This is a genomic window from Paraburkholderia bannensis (assembly GCF_014200455.1).
In the GTDB taxonomy this organism is placed as follows: Bacteria; Pseudomonadota; Gammaproteobacteria; order Burkholderiales; family Burkholderiaceae; genus Paraburkholderia; species Paraburkholderia bannensis_A.
Map to the genome: position 1 here is coordinate 93,193 of NZ_JACHBW010000001.1, position 17,428 is coordinate 110,620.

The 17,428-nt window shown below is 63.5% G+C and carries 17 protein-coding genes and 4 tRNA genes; 8 read left to right on the forward strand and 13 right to left on the reverse strand.

From position 1 onward, the window contains the following. Positions 1-356: 356 nt before the first annotated feature. Positions 357-2,012 (reverse strand): transglycosylase SLT domain-containing protein, encoded by a 1,656-nt coding sequence (locus F4827_RS00405; protein ID WP_183721070.1) that lies wholly within the window; start codon positions 2,010-2,012, stop codon positions 357-359. Positions 2,013-2,165: 153 nt separating this feature from the next. Then, on the reverse strand, positions 2,166-3,017 hold the full coding sequence (gloB, locus tag F4827_RS00410; protein WP_183721067.1) for a hydroxyacylglutathione hydrolase: 852 nt from the start codon (positions 3,015-3,017) through the stop codon (positions 2,166-2,168). Positions 3,018-3,037: 20 nt separating this feature from the next. Here gloB and F4827_RS00415 point away from each other — a divergent pair, with 20 nt between their 5' ends. From F4827_RS00415 to F4827_RS00430, 4 genes are all read left to right on the forward strand, one after another. After that, a complete protein-coding gene (locus F4827_RS00415; protein ID WP_183721064.1) occupies positions 3,038-3,859 on the forward strand; it encodes a class I SAM-dependent methyltransferase in 822 nt (273 codons plus the stop codon). Then, positions 3,856-4,305: a ribonuclease HI gene (gene rnhA, locus F4827_RS00420; protein WP_183721060.1), complete on the forward strand. Its 450-nt coding sequence runs from the start codon at positions 3,856-3,858 to the stop codon at positions 4,303-4,305. The genes F4827_RS00415 and rnhA overlap by 4 nt, the downstream gene beginning before the upstream one ends. A gap of 73 nt (positions 4,306-4,378) precedes the next feature. Next, positions 4,379-5,125, forward strand: coding sequence for a DNA polymerase III subunit epsilon (dnaQ, locus tag F4827_RS00425; protein ID WP_183721057.1), 747 nt, complete (start codon positions 4,379-4,381; stop codon positions 5,123-5,125). 49 nt (positions 5,126-5,174) lie between these two features. After that, positions 5,175-5,249: transfer RNA gene (locus F4827_RS00430), tRNA-Val, on the forward strand. A 95-nt stretch (positions 5,250-5,344) separates the two neighbouring features. Here F4827_RS00430 and F4827_RS00435 read toward each other — a convergent pair. From F4827_RS00435 to F4827_RS00445, 3 genes are all read right to left on the reverse strand, one after another. Next, positions 5,345-5,806, reverse strand: a complete 462-nt coding sequence (locus tag F4827_RS00435; RefSeq protein ID WP_183721054.1) for a DUF2214 family protein — start codon at positions 5,804-5,806, stop codon at positions 5,345-5,347. Positions 5,807-5,928: 122 nt separating this feature from the next. Further along, on the reverse strand, positions 5,929-6,846 hold the full coding sequence (locus F4827_RS00440; protein ID WP_183721051.1) for a hypothetical protein: 918 nt from the start codon (positions 6,844-6,846) through the stop codon (positions 5,929-5,931). Positions 6,847-7,129: 283 nt separating this feature from the next. After that, complete coding sequence (locus F4827_RS00445; RefSeq protein WP_167059081.1) at positions 7,130-8,194, reverse strand: glycosyltransferase family 4 protein; 1,065 nt, start codon at positions 8,192-8,194, stop codon at positions 7,130-7,132. Positions 8,195-8,929: 735 nt separating this feature from the next. Here F4827_RS00445 and F4827_RS00450 point away from each other — a divergent pair. Further along, the gene (locus F4827_RS00450; protein ID WP_183721048.1) at positions 8,930-10,765 is read left to right on the forward strand and encodes an ABC transporter ATP-binding protein; all 1,836 of its coding nucleotides are present in this window, start codon (positions 8,930-8,932) and stop codon (positions 10,763-10,765) included. Positions 10,766-10,853: 88 nt separating this feature from the next. Here F4827_RS00450 and otsA read toward each other — a convergent pair whose 3' ends face one another. Continuing rightward, a complete protein-coding gene (gene otsA, locus F4827_RS00455) occupies positions 10,854-12,248 on the reverse strand; it encodes an alpha,alpha-trehalose-phosphate synthase (UDP-forming) (RefSeq protein ID WP_183721045.1) in 1,395 nt (464 codons plus the stop codon). Between the two features lie 95 nt (positions 12,249-12,343). Next, positions 12,344-13,102, reverse strand: a complete 759-nt coding sequence (gene otsB / locus F4827_RS00460) for a trehalose-phosphatase (protein WP_183721042.1) — start codon at positions 13,100-13,102, stop codon at positions 12,344-12,346. Positions 13,103-13,392: 290 nt separating this feature from the next. On the opposite strand from otsB, the gene F4827_RS00465 reads away from it, so the two are divergent. The 3 genes from F4827_RS00465 to F4827_RS00470 are packed head-to-tail and all read left to right on the forward strand — an operon-like array spanning position 13,393 to position 15,160. Continuing rightward, the gene (locus tag F4827_RS00465) at positions 13,393-14,088 is read left to right on the forward strand and encodes an SCO family protein (RefSeq protein ID WP_183721039.1); all 696 of its coding nucleotides are present in this window, start codon (positions 13,393-13,395) and stop codon (positions 14,086-14,088) included. 26 nt (positions 14,089-14,114) lie between these two features. Beyond that, positions 14,115-14,249 carry a hypothetical protein gene (locus tag F4827_RS35030; protein WP_260174914.1) on the forward strand — a complete coding sequence of 45 codons (135 nt, stop codon included), beginning with the start codon at positions 14,115-14,117 and terminating at the stop codon, positions 14,247-14,249. A 41-nt stretch (positions 14,250-14,290) separates the two neighbouring features. Next, on the forward strand, positions 14,291-15,160 hold the full coding sequence (locus tag F4827_RS00470) for a cytochrome c oxidase assembly protein (RefSeq protein ID WP_183721036.1): 870 nt from the start codon (positions 14,291-14,293) through the stop codon (positions 15,158-15,160). Between the two features lie 6 nt (positions 15,161-15,166). Here the strand turns inward: F4827_RS00470 and F4827_RS00475 are convergent, their stop codons facing one another. The 6 genes from F4827_RS00475 to pgsA form a co-directional block, all read right to left on the reverse strand. Then, positions 15,167-15,679: a GNAT family N-acetyltransferase gene (locus tag F4827_RS00475; protein ID WP_183721033.1), complete on the reverse strand. Its 513-nt coding sequence runs from the start codon at positions 15,677-15,679 to the stop codon at positions 15,167-15,169. Between the two features lie 84 nt (positions 15,680-15,763). Continuing rightward, complete coding sequence (locus F4827_RS00480; protein WP_183721030.1) at positions 15,764-16,036, reverse strand: DUF2164 domain-containing protein; 273 nt, start codon at positions 16,034-16,036, stop codon at positions 15,764-15,766. A 131-nt stretch (positions 16,037-16,167) separates the two neighbouring features. Continuing rightward, positions 16,168-16,241 (reverse strand) — tRNA-Cys (locus tag F4827_RS00485). Positions 16,242-16,316: 75 nt separating this feature from the next. Further along, positions 16,317-16,392, reverse strand: a tRNA-Gly gene (locus F4827_RS00490). A 70-nt stretch (positions 16,393-16,462) separates the two neighbouring features. Continuing rightward, positions 16,463-16,538: transfer RNA gene (locus tag F4827_RS00495), tRNA-Gly, on the reverse strand. Positions 16,539-16,761: 223 nt separating this feature from the next. Next, positions 16,762-17,352 carry a CDP-diacylglycerol--glycerol-3-phosphate 3-phosphatidyltransferase gene (gene pgsA / locus F4827_RS00500; RefSeq protein WP_183721027.1) on the reverse strand — a complete coding sequence of 197 codons (591 nt, stop codon included), beginning with the start codon at positions 17,350-17,352 and terminating at the stop codon, positions 16,762-16,764. Positions 17,353-17,428: the final 76 nt, after the last annotated feature.

Genomic DNA, 17,428 nt, shown 5'->3' on the forward strand with positions numbered 1-17,428 from the left:
GTGCGGGTTGATAAGCTCAAACCTTGAAATTATAGCGTGAAAACACCTATACCGCCAAATTTCGAGATGACAACCGAGTGAAATATGGCGGCAACGGGCAGACCGGCGACGGGCAGACAAACCACCGTCGACGCGACCTTCATCACTATAGACGCCCTTCACCCATGCCGTAGCGCGGCAATTTGGGGACAGCCAGCACCGTCTCGCAGCCCGCTCTTCGTCTGCCCGCTTCGCGCGCACAAATGAAAACGCCGTCACCCGGCGGGATGACGGCGTGGAAATAGCCTGAGTGATCGGAGCGAAACTACCCCATGCGTTGCCCCCGCAACGCATGGCTGAGCACCCTCAGCCAGCCGCTATTTGGACGACTTGTGCTTCTGCGTGTGGGTTTCGGCCTTCGGGCGGCTTGCCGCACCCTTCGACGCCTTGCTGGGCGCTGCGCTGGAGGACTTTTCCTTGACCGGCTCGGATACCTTGACGACTTCCGCGCGCGCGCGACCGTGTTTCTTATCATAACGCGACTTCGAACCCGACTCCGCGACGCGCGTACCGATGCGCTCCACGCCGCCGCCCGAGACATTGGCTGCCAGACGCTCCGGCCCCGGCTCGCTCGGCATCGCCTTGCCCACCGGCACGTGCAGCACGAGCACCTGGCCCGGCGCCACGGCGTCGCGGCGCGTCTTGTTCCAGGCCTTGAGCTGGCCGACCGAGACGCCATAGCGACTGGCGATCACATCCATCGACTGCTTGCGGCGCACGCGGATCAGCATCTTGCGCGTGTCGGGCACGTCCGGTTCCATCGCGAGCACGGCGCTTTCGGCTACGTCTGCGCTGATATCTTCGTCGTCGGCATCGTCGGTGCGCGGCACCACGAGCGTCGAGCCCGGCTTCAGGCGCATGCCCGCCGGAATCTTGTTGACCGACATCAGCGTGTCAGCGTCCACGCCGATTTTCTGCGCGATCGCCGCGGGCGTGGCGCGCGCGTCGGTGGTGTACACCGTCCACGACGACAGGTTGCCCGAATATGACTTCAGGTTGCGCTCGAAGGCGCTGGCGTTGTCGAACGGCAGCAGGATCTGCGGATCGGTCGCGCCCAGAATCACGGGCTTCTTGAACGACGGATTGAGCGTGCGGAACTCGTCGGGCGTCATGTTCGCCAGCTTGGCGGCCACGTCCACGTCGATGTCGTGCGAGGTGGTGACGGTGACGAAATATGGGTGGTTCGGGATGCTGGGCAGCGTGAGACCGAACTGCTGCGGGTTCATCACGATGTTCTTGACCGCCTGGAGCTTCGGCACGTAATTGCGCGTCTCGTTGGGCATGCGCAGGCTCTGGTAGTCGGTCGGCAGACCGGCCGCCTGGTTGCGCGCGATGGCGCGCTGCACGTTACCCTCGCCCCAGTTGTAAGCGGCCAGCGCCAGATACCAGTCGCCGAACATGTCGTGCAGGCGCGAGAGGTAATCGAGCGCGGCGCTGGTGGAGGCCAGCACGTCGCGGCGCTCGTCCTGCCACATGTTCTGCTTGAGGTTGTAGGTCTTGCCGGTGCCCGGCACGAACTGCCACATGCCGGCGGCCTTCGCCACCGACAGCGCCTGCGGGTTATACGCCGATTCGATGAACGGCAGCAGCGCCAGCTCGGTCGGCATATGGCGCGCTTCGAGCTCTTCGACGATGTGGTACAGATATTTTTGCGAACGCTCGGTCATGCGCGCGACGTAGTCGGGACGCTGCGCGTACCACTGCGCATTCATATCGACGAGATCGCTTTGCAGATCGGGCATCTGGAAGCCGCGGCGAATGCGGCCCCACAGGTCGGCATCCGCGCTCGTGAGCTGATCGACCGAACCTTGATCGACGTTAATTGTTTCTTTCGCGGCGGAGGTCTTGCGGATGGCGTCGGCGCGGGCCTGCGGATCGGCGGGAGAAAGGGAACTGGCTGAATTCGCGTTCGGTCCCCCGCTCGCACAGGCGGCGAGCATCAGGACCAGCAGCGCGCTTAGGATAAATCGCATGAACGTCAACTTGCAATGGCTGGAATTTGCAGCCGATAGTACGTAACGCACACGTTTCCGTCAATCGGATTAATTGGGAAAAAACCATGAAAATCCGCAGCTTGGACGACGTTCCATACGTTTGGGTTGAGCATACCCACGTGCTTTTACGGGTTAGCGGAAGCGGTTTTTCCACTCGCGCATCAGCGTGAAAGCGGTCAGCCGGTCCGACACCGTTTCATGGAGCGCTTCAGCGAGATTTGCCTGTACCGCGGGGTCGTCGGCGCGCAGGAACGGGTTCACCGCACGTTCGTGCGCGATCGTGGTCGGCAAGGTCGGCACGCCGCGTTCGCGCAGTCCGGCCGCTTTCTGGCTCCAGTCGCGCAGCGCGGCATTACCCGGATCGCAGGCCAGTGCGAAGCGGATATTCGAGAGCGTGTACTCGTGCGCGCAGTGCACCTGGGTCGCGCCCGGCAGCGCCGCGAGCGAGTCGAGCGACGCCAGCATCTGCGCGGGCGTGCCTTCGAACAGCCGCCCGCAGCCGCAGGCGAACAGCGTGTCGCCGCAGAACAGATGCGGCGTGCCGGCGGCACCGATACTCCCTGCGTCCTGAAAATAAGCGATGTGGCCGCGCGTGTGACCCGGCACGTCCATCACCTTGAAATCGAGCGCGGGCGCGTCCAGATGCACCGCATCGCCGCCCTTGAGCCGCGTGACGAAGGCGTCGGCCGCGCCGAGCGCCTCGCCGAGCGGGCCGTAGACCGGCACGCGTTCGTCCGAAAGGAGATCGGCGACTCCGCCAACATGGTCGTTGTGGTGATGGGTGAGTAAAATAGCGGCGAGCCGCCAGCCTCGCTTCGCCAGATATGCGCGAACCGGCGCGGCGTCGCCCGGATCGACGGCCACCGCATTGCGGCCGTCCGACACGACCCAGATGTAGTTATCTTCGAAAGCCGGAACCGGTACGTATTCGAGTGCGGCGGCCACTGCGGTGGCGTGGCTGGCCTGCTCAAGCGGACTATTCATGGGGCGACGTATTCTTCGACATGTCTGACCGATTGATTATAGACTGGCCCGCCTGGTCCGCTTCGCCGGCTGGAAGGTATGTGCTCGGCTGGGAGCAGGAGCAGCTCGACCGCATGGTGTCGAACGTATTCGGCTACCATGCGCTGCAGCTCGGCCTGCCGCAGCTCGACGCGCTGCGCGAAAACCGCATGACGTATCGCGGTCTGGTGCTCGATGCCGCCAGTGCGGCCAGTGCGCCTTTCACCGTGCCCAGCGCCGAACCACCCCGCGCGCCGGCCTTGCATACGCCGGATGGCCGAAGCGCGCTCTGGTGCGACTATCTCGATCTGCCATTCGAAGCGCAGAGCGTCGATCTGATCGTGATGCCGCACACGCTTGAATTCACCAGCGACCCGCATCGTCTGTTGCGCGAAGCCGAGCGCGTGCTGATGCCCGAAGGCCAGCTCGTGATCGTCGGCTTCAATTCGCTGTCGCTGTGGGGCGCGCGGCAATCGGCGGGCAAGCTCACGGGGCATCCGTTCCTGCCCGCGCGCCAGGATCTGATCGCGTTCACGCGACTGAAGGACTGGATCAAGCTGCTTGGCTTCGAGCTCGAACGCGGCCGTTTTGGCTGCTACCGCCCGCCACTTTCCACCGACAAGTGGCTGGGCCGTTATGAATTCATGGAGGCCGCCGGCGACCGCTGGTGGGCGATCTTCGGCGCGGTCTATATGGTGACGGCGATCAAGCGCGTGCGCGGCATGCGCCTCGTCGGGCCGCTGAAGGTCAAGAAACCCGTGCTGGCGCCAAGCCTGAAGGCCGCCGCCACCACGCCCTCCCCTACACGCAACAAGGACTCATGAGCACACCCGATTTCGTCGAAATCTTCTCCGACGGCGCCTGCAAGGGCAACCCCGGTCCGGGCGGCTGGGGCGCGTTGCTGCGCTTTGGCACGCAGGAAAAAGAACTGTTCGGCGGCGAGCAAGGCACGACCAATAACCGCATGGAACTGATGGGCGTGATAGCCGCGCTCGAAGCGCTCAAGCGCCCGTGCAAGGTGATTGTGCACACCGACTCGCAATACGTGCAGAAAGGCATCAGCGAGTGGATTCACGGCTGGAAGAAGAAGAACTGGATGACGGCCGCGAAAACGCCCGTCAAGAACGACGATCTGTGGAAGCGTCTGGACGCGCTGGTCGCGCAGCATCAGGTGGAATGGCGCTGGGTCAAGGGCCATGCCGGCCACCCGGAGAACGAACGCGCCGACGCGCTCGCCAACCGCGGCGTCGCCACGCTCAACGAACGCTGAGCCGCACGCATCGTCCGCGCCTCTTCACGAATCACGCTTGATAGCATCACGCCCGAAACATCCGATACACGCCATGCGCCAGATCATCCTCGACACCGAAACCACCGGCCTGAATCCCCGCACGGGCGACCGCATCATTGAAATCGGCTGCGTCGAATTGCTCAACCGCCGCTTGACCGGCAACAATCTGCACTTCTACGTGAACCCGGAACGCGACAGCGATCCGGGCGCGCTCGCGGTCCACGGCCTGACCACCGAGTTCCTTTCGGACAAACCCAAGTTCGCCGAGGTCGCCGACGAGATCCTCGACTTCATCGCCGGCGCGGATCTCATCATCCACAATGCACCGTTCGATATCGGCTTTCTCGACGCCGAACTCGCGCTGCTCGGCAAGCCTGGCCTGCTCAAGCATTGCGGCGAAGTGATCGACACGCTGGTGCAGGCCAAGCAGATGTTCCCCGGCAAGCGCAATTCGCTCGACGCGCTGTGCGACCGCTTTGGCATCAGCAATGCGCACCGTACGCTGCACGGCGCACTGCTCGACTCGGAACTGCTCGCCGAGGTCTACCTGGCGATGACGCGCGGTCAGGAAAGTCTCGTGATCGATATGTCGAGCACCACCGACACCGCAGGCGACGTTGCCACGCCGCGCGTGAAGTTCGATACACTTGCGCTCCCCGTGATCGCCGCGAGCGCGGACGAGCTAAGCGCACACGAGGCGCTGCTCGATGGACTCGATAAGGCGGTCAAGGGCACCTCGGTCTGGCGCACCCAACCGGCGCCCGCAGAAGAAATTGCAGCGACTACGCAAAATACTTAAAAAAGGGCTTTACAAGATTGAAAATGCCCGGCATAATTTCAATCTCTTCGGGTGGTTAGCTCAGCGGTAGAGCACTGCCTTCACACGGCAGGGGTCACTGGTTCGATCCCAGTACTACCCACCAGGATTCTGGTGTTGGTAAAGACAAGCACCGAAGATAAAAAGCCCCGTTGCGCAAGCAACGGGGCTTTTTTCATTGCTGTGGCTGCCCCCTCTTTACTACCCCACCGTCTCCACGCCAATCCCGCGCGCCATGCCCGTCGCCGCGAACACCATCACCACGATCAGCACCGTCTGCCATAGGCCGATACGCGCGTACTTTGGCGCCGAAGTCAGATCCGGCACATCGCCGCGGCTCACCGCCGCGCGCCAGCGCATCAGCGCTCGCATCGGCGCGATCTCCAGCAACAGGATCAGCACGAGCGCGGCCATCTTCACGTGAAAAAGCGGCTCGTGCAGATAGTAGTCGGCGCCCTTCTCGAACCCGCCGAACGCGCGCGCCGCGCCGGTCAGGATCAGCACGACCGCCGAGCCGCCCCAACCATTGTCGGCGCGGAAGATCATCGGCAGGTCTTCGGTGGAGGTGCAGCGGCGCAGCCCGCGCGTGCGCCTCAAGATCGAGGCGAGCGCGAAGCCGAAGGCCAGCAGATGAATGGCGGCAAGCAACCAGCGTATGAGCATCGCGACTCCTTCGGTTGACGACGGGATCGGCAAGCATGCGCCAGGCGCAATGCAAACTCGTGAAGCGGTGCAGCCTGAAATCTGGATAGACCCGGTCGCTCAAGCCGACCGGATACAGCGCACTACGCCTGGCTCAACGCGTTGTCGAGTGCACGGGCCGCCTCGCGGTCGCTCACGCTCGCAAGACGCACACGGAAGACGGTTTGACGGTTGTGGCCAGCCGCCGCCGGCGAATCCCACAGCAATTCGATTTTCGGACGGCGTTCGCGAGTCTGCGTGTGCGCTTGCGCACGTGCGGGCACAACGGGGACGAGACTCGTGCCGGGAGCAGGCGATGCGATTGCTGCGGTCGCATCGGCAACCGCAGCGGTTGCGGTTGCGCTTTCGGTTTCGGGCGGCACGACCGGCGCCGCGGCAACAGGATGATGCGCCACCGACTGACTCTGCGCGGCCTGCGGCCAGCGCACCGACAACTCGCGCGCATCGTATTGCCCGAGCTTGCGACTTTCCAGCCAGACGATGGTCGTGCGCGTAGCCGCCTCGATCGACACCGCGTATCGGCCAATCGCAAAGCGCCGCGCCGCAATATTGGTCCGCCAGAGCGCACGCGGGCGGCAGATCCACACGACCGCGGCATAGAGCGCGGGCGCCACCACCAGCCAGCCATTGGTCTGGGCGACCGCATGCACGGCGCTGCGCCAGCCGGCGAACCAGACGAACGCACCAATCGACCAGAGCGCGAACAGGCAGCCGAGCAGCCCGAAGAATCTCAGTGCCTGACGCAGCCATTGGGGCAGCGGATGGAACGGCCGCTCGACGCGCGCCTTCGCGCCGGGGAGCACAATCAGCAGAAACAGAAAGACGATATTGAGGCACGCCACCGGCGACGAGGCCATCGCCTCAAGCGCGGTTACGAAGTGGCTCATCTCCCCCATCGAGTGCAGCCAGCGCGCGAGAATGATCAGCCCGATCGCGCGCAGCGCGAACAGCGTCCCGGCACCGGGAACGGTGGCGGCGCGCGTGGGTCGGGTTCTCGCCAAAACTTTCTCCTGTGTCGGGCCGAGTTGGGGCTTCAGCCCCCTGCTCGGGTCCCATGCAAAGCTGTCGCTGTGGTCTTGCGCTGATTTCATGAGCTAGCCGCGAAATGCGCGGAACGGCCATTATAGGGACATTGCCCGCGCTCCTCATGCTTGCGGGCGCAGACGACACGCCGCGCAGTGAACCCGTTCTGAGGTAGCGCAGATACGACAACGCCCCGGTGCGCGGGCACGGGGGCGTTGGTGTGACGCTGGACGCGCTCAGGCGCGCCCAGGAACATGCGACTTAGCTGGCGTTGACTTCGCGCAGCACGGTACGGCGCTTCTGACGCAGCATCTCTTCGTACACGGCGACGTAGTTGCGCGCCATCACCTTCGACGAGAAACGCGCTTCGAACGCGGCGCGAACTTTCTCGCGCGGCAGCGTCGACAGGCGCTTGAGCGCCGCGACTGCGCTGATTTCGTCTTCGACGACAAAGCCCGACACGCCGTTTTCGATCACTTCCGGCACCGAGCCGCGCTTGAACGCGATCACCGGCGTACCGCAAGCCATGGCTTCGATCATGACGAGACCGAAGGGCTCCGGCCAGTCGATCGGGAACACCAGCGCGTGCGCGTTGCCGAGGAACTCGCGCTTTTCGGCTTCGCCGATTTCGCCGATGTACTCGACGTGCGGCAGCGCCATCAGCGGCTTGATGACTTCTTCGTAGTAGGCGCGGTCGGCCTTGTCGATCTTGGCGGCGACCTTGAGCTTCATGCCTGCCTGACCGGCGATGCGGATCGCGCGGTCAAGGCCCTTCTCCGGCGAAACGCGGCCGAGGAAAGCGAGATAGCCCGGTTCGACGTTGGGGATCGGCGTGAGCACGTCTTCCGGCAGGCCGTGGTAGACGGTCTGTTGCCAGTTGGCTTGCTGCAGCGGCAGGCGCTGGTTGTCCGAGATCGACACAACCGGCACGTCGCTAAACGCGTTGAAGATGGGCTGCAGTTCCGGCAGGTCGAGACGGCCGTGCATCGTGGTGACGAACGGCACTTCCTGACGCTGGAACAGCGAGAACGGGTAGTAATCGATGTGGAAATGCAGCACGTCGAATTCGTCGGCGCGGCGGCGGACTTCTTCGAGCAGCAGCATATGCGGAGCCATCACATCGCGGATCGTCGGGTCCAGACGCAGAGCCTGCGGCCAGAACGCTTCGAGCTTTGCCGAGGTGATCGAATCGCCGCTTGCGAACAGCGTGACGTCGTGACCCTGTTCGACCAGCGCTTCGGTCAGGTAGGAGACCACCCGTTCCGTGCCGCCGTAAAGCTTGGGAGGAACCGCCTCGTGCAACGGAGCGATTTGAGCGATTCGCATAGTGGTGAACTCCTTCCTCGTAATAAATCGGGCTAAGTGCTACAAATTTGACAATCGACCTTGCGTGCTGCGGCATCCTTGCCGCGCGCCTCACCAGGCGTTCCGTACCGCTAACCGCGCCGGCAGCCCGGCACACAGAATCCGACGCAGTTGTGAAGGTTGGAAAGACACATGCGGCGGCTCAGGCGGTAAACGCGCAGGGTTCGCGGTCGTTGACATACAAGCTGTCAAATTCCCTACGCTATTCGAGACGGCATTATCCGGGTTTGCACCCAGTACCGGCTAGAACATTTCAAAGTCTTTACGTTGTTACAAACCGGAAACACTCCGCAACCCACTGTTTTCAAAGACAGTTCTAAATTGGGGGTACGTTTTTCAGAAGGCGGGCCGCGATTTGCATCACAACCGGCCACGTCGTCACGCGGATTGCAACAACGGATGCACCAGGACAAAGTGCCAGATGGACAAGCACACGGCTTTCCTGAATGCAATCCGTAATTGTATCTCTAAAAGCGCCCTGAAAACTTGCTGAACCTTTGGCGCGACATGCTGTCCCGAAGGCGCACGCTCCGTCCCCTGCTCGCGATAAGATTCGCCTCCCGCCGGGCACAAGCGATGCGTCATGCGCCACGCGTGTTTACAATGCGGGGATCCACCAAGGTTTGCCGCTGGCGCCTTTCCTCTTCTTTTACTACCTTGCACGGACGTAGCTCCGTCAGACCGACCACCGATCAATTGGAACATCTGACTATCGCCCAGCGTAATGCCCACAACGCAAAGCTCGCGAGCTATGCGCGGCATCCGCTCGCGTTCCTTTTCCGCTACATCAAGCGCCATCCGTTCGCTCATGCTGTCGTGCTGGCGAGCGTCTTTGCGGCTGTTGGCTGCGCACTCGCTTCGCAGTACGCGATCAAGCATCTGATCGACGTGCTCGGCGCGGGCCGCCACCATCCCGGCCCGTTATGGACTGCGTTCGCCATCCTCGTTGGCCTGATTGCCGCCGATAACCTGCTCTGGCGGGTCGGCGGCTGGTTCGCCGCCCACACCTTCGTTGCCGTGACCGGCGACCTGAGACGCGACCTCTTCCAGTACCTGAGCGGGCATTCGCCCACCTATTACGCGGAGAAACAGCCCGGCACGCTTGCGAGCCGGATCACCGCAACCTCGAACGCCGTCTATACCGCCGAAAACACCACCGCCTGGAACGTGCTGCCGCCGTGTATCGCGGTGGCGGGCGCCATCGTCATGATCACCGCGGTCAATCCGCTGATGGCGGCGGGCCTGCTGCTGTGCTCGGCGATTCTGTCGATCATTCTCTTCAAGCTGGCCGGCCGCGGCTCGGCGCGCCACCATACGTTCGCCTCGAAAGCGGCGGCCGTGGATGGCGAACTCGTCGACGTGATCGGCAATATGGCGCTGGTGCGCGCCTTCGGCATGACGTTGCGCGAGCAAAAGCGCTTTGGGGCGACCGTCAAGGCCGAACTCGACGCACGCCGCCAGAGCCTGCTTTATCTGGAAAAGCTGCGCCTGCTGCACGCCGTCATCACGGCGATGCTCTCGGCCGGCCTGCTGGGCTGGGCGCTGTGGCTCTGGAACGAAGGCAAGGCCACTTCGGGCGACATCGTGCTGGTGAGCTCGCTCGGCTTCACGATCCTGCACGGCACGCGCGACCTCGCCGTGGCGCTGGTGGACGTGACGCAGCACGTCGCGCGGCTGGCCGAAGCCGTGCAGACGCTGCTGGAGCCGCACGGCATGCCCGACCGCAACGATGCGACCGAACTGGTGGCGCAAGGCGGCCGCGTGGATTTCGAAGGCGTGACCTTCGCCTATCCGCACCGCAAGCCGATCCTCGATCACTTCGACCTGAGCATCAAGGCGGGCCAGCGCGTGGGCCTGATCGGCAAGTCGGGCGCGGGCAAGACCACGGTGCTCGCGCTGCTGCAGCGCTTCTACGAGACCCAGGGCGGCGCGATCAAGATCGACGGGCAAAACATCGCTCATGTCACGCAGGACAGCCTGCGCCATACGATTGCGCTGGTGCCGCAGGATATCTCGCTGCTGCACCGCTCGATCTACGAGAACATCGCCTACGGCCGTCCCGAGGCGAGCCGCGAGGAAGTCATCGCGGCGGCCCGCGAGGCGCGCTGCGCCGACTTCATCGAAGCCATGCCCGAAGGCTACGACACGATCGTGGGCGACCGCGGCGTGAAGCTCTCCGGCGGCCAGCGTCAGCGCATCGCGATTGCGCGCGCGATTCTCAAGAACGCGCCGATCCTGCTGCTCGACGAAGCCACCTCGGCGCTCGACAGCGCTTCGGAAGAAGCGATCCAGCAGGCGCTCGACCGGCTGATGGTGGGCCGCACCGTGATCGCCATCGCGCACCGCTTGTCGACGCTGAACAACTTCGACCGCATCATCGTGATGAGCGCGGGCAAGGTCATCGACGACGGCAGCCCGGAAGAGCTGCGCAATCGTCCGGGCCTCTACCGCGACCTGCTCGCCAAGCAGTACGGCAAGCACTCCACGCTGCATCTGGGCAACAAGAAAAGCGACGAAAAACACGTCGCCTGACGCCCGCGCCCTTCCCGGCACGCAGATGTAAAAAAGCCGCTTCGAATTGAAGCGGCTTTTTCTTTTGCAGCCCGGCGCGGCAGGTCCTTCAGGGGGATGCGGTCAGCCCTGTCAGGTCGCGCATGAAACGGTCGCGCCACACCGAGACATTGTTCTCGCGTAACTGCACCATCATGTCGTTGTAGCGTGCGAGCCGTTCCGCGAGCGGCATCGCCAGCGCCGTGGCCAGCGCATCGGCCATGCCATCGATGTCGAGCGGATTGACAATCAGCGCGCCCGACAACTCCTGCGCCGCCCCCGCGAAACGCGAGAGCACCAGCACGCCTGGATTTTCCGGATCCTGCGCGGACACATATTCCTTTGCCACCAGGTTCATGCCGTCACGCAGCGGCGTGACATAGCCGACGTGCGAAGCGCGGAACAGCGCCGCCAGCACCGCCCGTTCGTACTGGCGATGGATGTACCAGATTGGCGTCCAGTCGAGCTCGGCGAAGCGGCCGTTGATGCGGCCCGACTCCGCTTCCAGTCGCAAACGGATGTCCTGATACGCGTGCAGATCGGCACGCGTGGGCGGCGCGATCTGCACGAACGACACCTTGTTGCGCTGCGCAGTCGAATGTTCGAGCAGGCGTTCGAAGGCCCGAAACCGCTCGACGAGACCCTTCGAATAATCCAGCCGGTCCACGCTCATGATGACCTTGCGGCCATGCAGCGTGGACTTGAGCGTGCGCACCGGCTTGCCGCGCTCGCCCGCCTTGGCCAGTTCCGCGACTTCGTCGGGATAGACCCCGATCGGATAGTCGTTTGCGTAAAGCGTCTTGCCGAAAGCCTTGATGCGCGTGTGCCCGTCCTCGCACTTTTCGACCGTGCCGCCCGCCTCGTTGACGATGTAATCGCAGAACGCGCGCACGTCCGGCTTGGTCTGGAAGCCGAGCAGGTCGAACGAACACAGCGCGTCGACCAGCTCGCGATGCGGCGGCACCGCCAGCAACACCTGCGAGGCCGGAAACGGAATGTGCAGGAAAAAGCCGATGCGGTTTTTCACGCCCGCCGCGCGCAGTGCCTGGGCGAACGGAATCAGGTGATAGTCGTGGACCCAGATGACGTCGTCGTCTTGCAGCAGCGGCACGAGTTGCTGCGCGAGCCACGCATTCACGCGGCAATAGCCTTCGTATTCGTGGCGGTCGTACTGGAGCAGATCGGCGCGATAGTGGAACGCGGGCCACAGCGTGGCGTTCGAAAAGCCACGGTAGTACTGGTCGTAATCGCGGCGCAGCAGACCGATGGTCGCGAAGGTGACCGGGCCGCGCTCTTCGAGCTGGATCTGCGGCGCGCCCGAGGAGAGCACCTCGCCGCTCCAGCCGAACCACATGCCGCCGGTTTCCTTGAGCGCGTCGTACACGCCGACCGCTAGACCGCCGGCGGCCGGACCGCCTTCGGAAATGGGCGCGACCCGGTTCGACACGATGATGAGTCGGCTCATGAGTTACAGGTTCCGTGCTGGGGTGAAACAGAACGTGCCCGTGCCGGCGATGCGGATACGGGCGCGAATCAGGCTTGCAGCCGTTCGTGAGGACATCAGGCGCGCAGCGACGCGAGCCATGCAAGCAGCGCCTGGACCGAATCGACACGCGTTTTCGCGACGGTCTCGCCGCCGCCGACCTTGATCGACAGCCCGCCCTTTTCGTTGACCACGACAAAGCCTTTTTCATCGGTGAGGTCGTCGCCGGCGAACACCGGTGCACGGCCCGCGAACGGCGGCTCGTTCAGGAAGGCGCGCAGCGCGCGGCCCTTGTCGACGTCCTTCGGCTTGATCTCGTAGACCATCTTGCCGGGCTGCAACACGTAGGCCGCGGCGAATTCGGCGGCGAGCTTTTCGGTGGCCGCGCGCGCGGTGTTTTCGTGCTCCGGCGCATTACGGTAATGCAACGCGAGCGCGGCGCCCTTGATCTCCAGCAGCATGCCTGGATGGGTGCGCACCACGTCGGCAAGCACCTGCTCCATGTGCAGCAAGCGCTCGTCGTTGAAGCCCACGCGCTGGGTGTCGCCATTGGCGTCGCGGCGCTCGGCGCCATGCAGGCCCGCGATCGGCAGATCCGGCATGCCGAGGAACGTGTCGATGCTGTCGATGCCGCGGCCAGAGACGATCGCCACCGCGCCGTGCGTCGCGCGCCGCAGCGCAGCGAGCAGCGCCAGCATGTCGGGCTGCACCAGCACGCCGTCGGGCGTGGGCGCGAGGTCGACAAGGGTGCCGTCGAAGTCGAAGAAAAACGCCGTCCGGTCGAACGGCAATTGATCCGGAAGGTCTTGCGAAGGATGTTGCGGAGGTTGTTGCATCGCGTTCGTGTCGTCCCTCGGCGCACTGGCCGGGTAAGCGTCCGGCGGGTGAGTCCATGCCGGGCAAAGTGAGCGCATCTTACCGCGCATCACTTCAATTTTCGAGAAAACGGGCCTGACGGGCTGCTTTAAGCGTCGTTTCCAGCCGTTTGCTGCAGGTTTTGTCGTGTTTTGGCTCCAACACCTGCGGCTGGAGCGGCTCCGCCTGATGGGAGCCTAAGGGCCCCGAAATCCGGCCATAACAGCCCGCCTGCAACCGCGAATGGTCAATTTTGCTACAGTCCATCGACATGCCGCAGCCAGCCGCGCCGTGCAGAACGCCATTCGAGCCGTCGAGACAGCCTTTGTTTTCGCCCTTCGCCTTGTTGCCCGCCCTCAGTTTGATTCGTCCTGGACGCCGCACGGGCGTCGGCGCGGCGCTTGCGGGGGCCGTGCTGCTTGCCGCCTGCTCGCAACCCGGCGCGCCCTGGCAGCTCACGAACGTCAGCGGCCATCTCCCCGACCTCGACTTCGCGCTGACCGCCGACAACGGCCAGCCCATGAGCGCAAAGGATCTGCGCGGCGAGACCACGCTCGTATATTTCGGCTACACGCATTGCCCGGATGTCTGTCCGGAAACGATGGCGCGTCTGATGCAGGTGCTAGCAAAACTCGGCCCCGACGCGCAGCACGTGCGCATTCTTTTCATCAGCGTCGATCCAGCGCGCGACACGCCTGCGGCGCTGCATGGCTACGTAGGCGCGTTCGATGCGCGGCACGCGCTTGGGCTGACCGGCAGCGACGCCCAGGTGGAGTCGCTCGCGAAGCGCTATCGCGTGGCTTATCAGATGGAAGAGCGCGACCCGGACGGCAGCTATGAAGTCACCCATAGCTCGGCGGTCTACGTGTTCGACGCACAGGGCCGCGCGCGCCTGCTCGCCACCGACAAGGATACGCCGGACGCCATCGCGCACGACGTGCGGCGCGTGATCGACGCTTCGGCCTGACCGCCCCGACCGTCACAGTAACCGCCATGACCACGAACCCGATGCCCTTCGCCGTCACGTTCACCCTCGCCTGCACGTTTGCTGCGTGGATGCCGTCGGCGCAGGCGGCGGGCGCCGCGCTCGATACGCCGTTTGCGTTGAAGCGGCCGTGGCAGCAGTAATCACGCTACGAAATTCTCGATGAACCCGAGATAACCCCGCGATGGACCCGCTCTACTGGCTCGATCCCTGGGAACCGTCGCCGACGGTCCTCATCGCCATCGCCTTGGCGGCGATCCTTTTCGCGCGCGGCAAACGCCACGCGCGGGTCTCGCTGGCGCGGCAGATTTCGTTCTGGTTTGGCCTGGGCGCGCTCTACGTCGCGCTGCATACACGGCTCGATTATTTCTTCGAGCACGAGTTCTTCATGCACCGCGCGCAGCACCTCGTGCTGCATCACCTCGGGCCGTTCTTTATTGCACTCGCCTATCCGGGCGCGGCCTTGCGCGCCGGCATCCCGTTCGCGTGGCGCCAGCGCTTCGTGCGGCCCGCGCTTGCCGCACGACCGGTGCGTATTGCGCTCGATATCGTCATGCATCCAGTCGTGGCCGTCACGCTATTCGTCGGGCTGATCTACTTCTGGCTGCTCTCGCCGATCCATTTCATCGCGATGCTCGACTGGCGACTCTATCGCGTCATGAACTGGAGCATGGTGATCGACGGGCTGCTGTTCTGGTGGCTCGTGCTCGATCCGCGGCCCGCGCCGCCCGCGCGCCTCGCGCCCGGCAAACGCGTGCTGGTGGTGATCGCCGCGATCCCGCCGCAGATCATTCTGGGCGCGTTCATCTTCTTCACGCCACGCGAGCTTTATCCGGTCTATTCGATCTGCGGACGCGCATTCACCTGGCTCTCGCCCATGCGCGACCAGCAGATCGGCGGCCTGTTGCTGTGGATTCCGGGATCGATGATGAGCGTGGTCGGCGCGCTGATCGCGCTGCGTCACTGGATGCGGCTATCGGCGCGGGGACGGCTCCAGCGCGAGCGGCCCGTGCGTACGCCGCGTGGCGCTTCGGGCGCCGCGCAGCACGGCTGAACCGCTTTATTCGGATCTCATCCAGACGTGCGCAATGCCGTCTTCATCATGAATATCCGAGACCGGCTTGAAGCCGAACGCTCCGTAGAACTTCTGCAGATGCGCCTGGGCATGGAGCCGCATCGGCACGCCGGGCCACTGCTGGGCAATATGGCCGATCGCGCGTTCGAGCAGGCCATTGCCGAGCTTGATGCCGCGAAAATCCGGCGATGTCACCACCCGGCCGATGCGCACATCGGCATCGTTCGCGTCGGGCAGCAGCACGCGCAGATAGCCCGCCAGCTCGCGCACGCCATCGCGCTCGCCCCAGGCGAACAGATGCCATGCGTCGGCGTCGAGACCGTCGATATCGCCATACACGCAGTTCTGTTCCACCACGAACACGGCCGAACGCAGTTCGAGCATGGCGTAGACATCGCGCGCGTTGAGCGCGTCGAATGCACTCCACTGCCAGTCGAGTTGCGCTGTCGGCAAAGCGGGCGAAGTCGCCGAAGGCACGGCGGTGAACTGCTCAGTCATGTGATATCCGTCAAAGCTTGCTGAAAGGCTGATTATGCCTTGCAGCGTGCAGGGCTTGAACCCCGCACAGCGCTACCGGTAGCGTCACTTGCGCCGCCGCGGCGTTTCGAACTTGCGCCAGTACTGGAACGGTTCTTCGTGCAGATCGATATCGAGTTCGACGATGCGGGCCTGCATGCGCTCCTGCGCCTCGGCAATCGCGCGGTTGTACACGGCCGGCCCGATCTCTTCGAGAAAAAAGGCCAGCAAGCCGCCCGCGGCGATGTTGCCGATCGGCTCTTCCATGTTGGCTTCGAAGTAACGCTGGATCGATGCGATCGCAGCCGTGCGTTCGTCCTCGGGGAGTTCGATGGGCATGGGGAAGGGCCGGAAGAGGATGTCCGGCTATTGTGCCTGCACGCACGACGCGTGGAACCCCCGACGCGTGACGACGAAATCCATCGCAGAAAAAAGAAAAGCCACCCGAAGGTGGCTTTTCTTATCTTACCTGGAGGCGCGAGCCGGAGTCGAACCGGCCTAAACGGCTTTGCAGGCCGCTGCATAACCGCTTTGCTATCGCGCCAGAAGCGGGCTGTTTGATACGAAGGCCTTTCGGCATCGCCAAACAAAAGGGGAAGCACTGCTTCCCCTTTCTAAGTGGAGCGGGAGACGAGGCTCGAACTCGCGACCTCAACCTTGGCAAGGTTGCGCTCTACCAACTGAGCTACTCCCGCATAACCTACCGTACTACTTGTCCTGCCGGGCGCCTCGTTTCACATTTTTGCAAAACGCTGCACCTGAATTTGGAGCGGGAGACGAGGCTCGAACTCGCGACCTCAACCTTGGCAAGGTTGCGCTCTACCAACTGAGCTACTCCCGCATGGGTTACTGCTTATTTACTGCTTTACCGTTGATTTGCCAGCTATCTTCGGCCATCTCCACCGCATCTGCTTCGTTTGCTGCTTGTCGTGCAGCGGAGAAGTGAGATTATGTATAAGCCGCAGAATCCTGTCAACACCTTCGAGCGAACTTTTTAAAAAAAGTTTCGCTGGGGCTTCGCGACGGCGTCCATGCAACCGTCTGCAAGCCCCTTCCATCAAGCCCTAGAGGCTGCCCCGCTCGCGAATTTGCGGCCACGCGAGCTTCATGTAGTAGAGCATCGACCAGATCGTCAGCACGGCAGCCACGTAGATCAGCCACGTGCCCCACACCCGCGAGTCGAACAAGGTGAAGCCGCCGATCGTCAACGGCGCGTAGAACAGCAGCATCGGGATCGCCACCATCTGGCACGCGGTCTTGAACTTGCCGAGTTGGTTCACCGCCACGCTCTTCGATGCGCCGATCTGCGCCATCCATTCACGCAGCGCCGAAATCGCGATCTCGCGGCCCACGATCACCAGCGCGATCACGGCGTCGAGCCGTTGCAGGTGCACCAGCACGAGCAACGCTGCGGTCACCATGAGCTTGTCGGCGACCGGATCGAGGAACGCGCCGAACGACGAGGTCTGGTTCCACTTGCGCGCGAGAAAGCCGTCGAACCAGTCGGTGAGCGCCGCCAGCACAAAGATAAGCATCGCCGAACTGTTCTGTTGCATCGGGCTCAGCATTGTCTGCGGCAGATAGAACACGCCAACCACGAGCGGAATCAGCACGATCCGCAGCCACGTCAGGAGAATCGGGATATTGAACGGCATCGGGCGGCGCAGTCTGTCAGGGGGTATTGCAATTATGGGAGATGCAATTGTGCCGCTTCGCTGCACCTGCTACAAG

Excerpts from the sequence above, each read along its gene's own strand:
- F4827_RS00405 (WP_183721070.1), bottom strand. The coding sequence starts at position 2,012 with ATGCGATTTATCCTAAGCGCGCTGCTGGTCCTGATGCTCGCCGCCTGT.
- gloB (WP_183721067.1), bottom strand. The coding sequence starts at position 3,017 with ATGAATAGTCCGCTTGAGCAGGCCAGCCACGCCACCGCAGTGGCCGCC.
- F4827_RS00415 (WP_183721064.1), top strand. The coding sequence starts at position 3,038 with ATGTCTGACCGATTGATTATAGACTGGCCCGCCTGGTCCGCTTCGCCG.
- rnhA (WP_183721060.1), top strand. The coding sequence starts at position 3,856 with ATGAGCACACCCGATTTCGTCGAAATCTTCTCCGACGGCGCCTGCAAG.
- dnaQ (WP_183721057.1), top strand. The coding sequence starts at position 4,379 with ATGCGCCAGATCATCCTCGACACCGAAACCACCGGCCTGAATCCCCGC.
- F4827_RS00435 (WP_183721054.1), bottom strand. The coding sequence starts at position 5,806 with ATGCTCATACGCTGGTTGCTTGCCGCCATTCATCTGCTGGCCTTCGGC.
- F4827_RS00445 (WP_167059081.1), bottom strand. The coding sequence starts at position 8,194 with ATGCGAATCGCTCAAATCGCTCCGTTGCACGAGGCGGTTCCTCCCAAG.
- otsA (WP_183721045.1), bottom strand. The coding sequence starts at position 12,248 with ATGAGCCGACTCATCATCGTGTCGAACCGGGTCGCGCCCATTTCCGAA.
- otsB (WP_183721042.1), bottom strand. The coding sequence starts at position 13,102 with ATGCAACAACCTCCGCAACATCCTTCGCAAGACCTTCCGGATCAATTG.
- F4827_RS00465 (WP_183721039.1), top strand. The coding sequence starts at position 13,393 with ATGCCGCAGCCAGCCGCGCCGTGCAGAACGCCATTCGAGCCGTCGAGA.
- F4827_RS35030 (WP_260174914.1), top strand. The coding sequence starts at position 14,115 with ATGACCACGAACCCGATGCCCTTCGCCGTCACGTTCACCCTCGCCTGC.
- F4827_RS00470 (WP_183721036.1), top strand. The coding sequence starts at position 14,291 with ATGGACCCGCTCTACTGGCTCGATCCCTGGGAACCGTCGCCGACGGTC.
- F4827_RS00475 (WP_183721033.1), bottom strand. The coding sequence starts at position 15,679 with ATGACTGAGCAGTTCACCGCCGTGCCTTCGGCGACTTCGCCCGCTTTG.
- F4827_RS00480 (WP_183721030.1), bottom strand. The coding sequence starts at position 16,036 with ATGCCCATCGAACTCCCCGAGGACGAACGCACGGCTGCGATCGCATCG.
- pgsA (WP_183721027.1), bottom strand. The coding sequence starts at position 17,352 with ATGCCGTTCAATATCCCGATTCTCCTGACGTGGCTGCGGATCGTGCTG.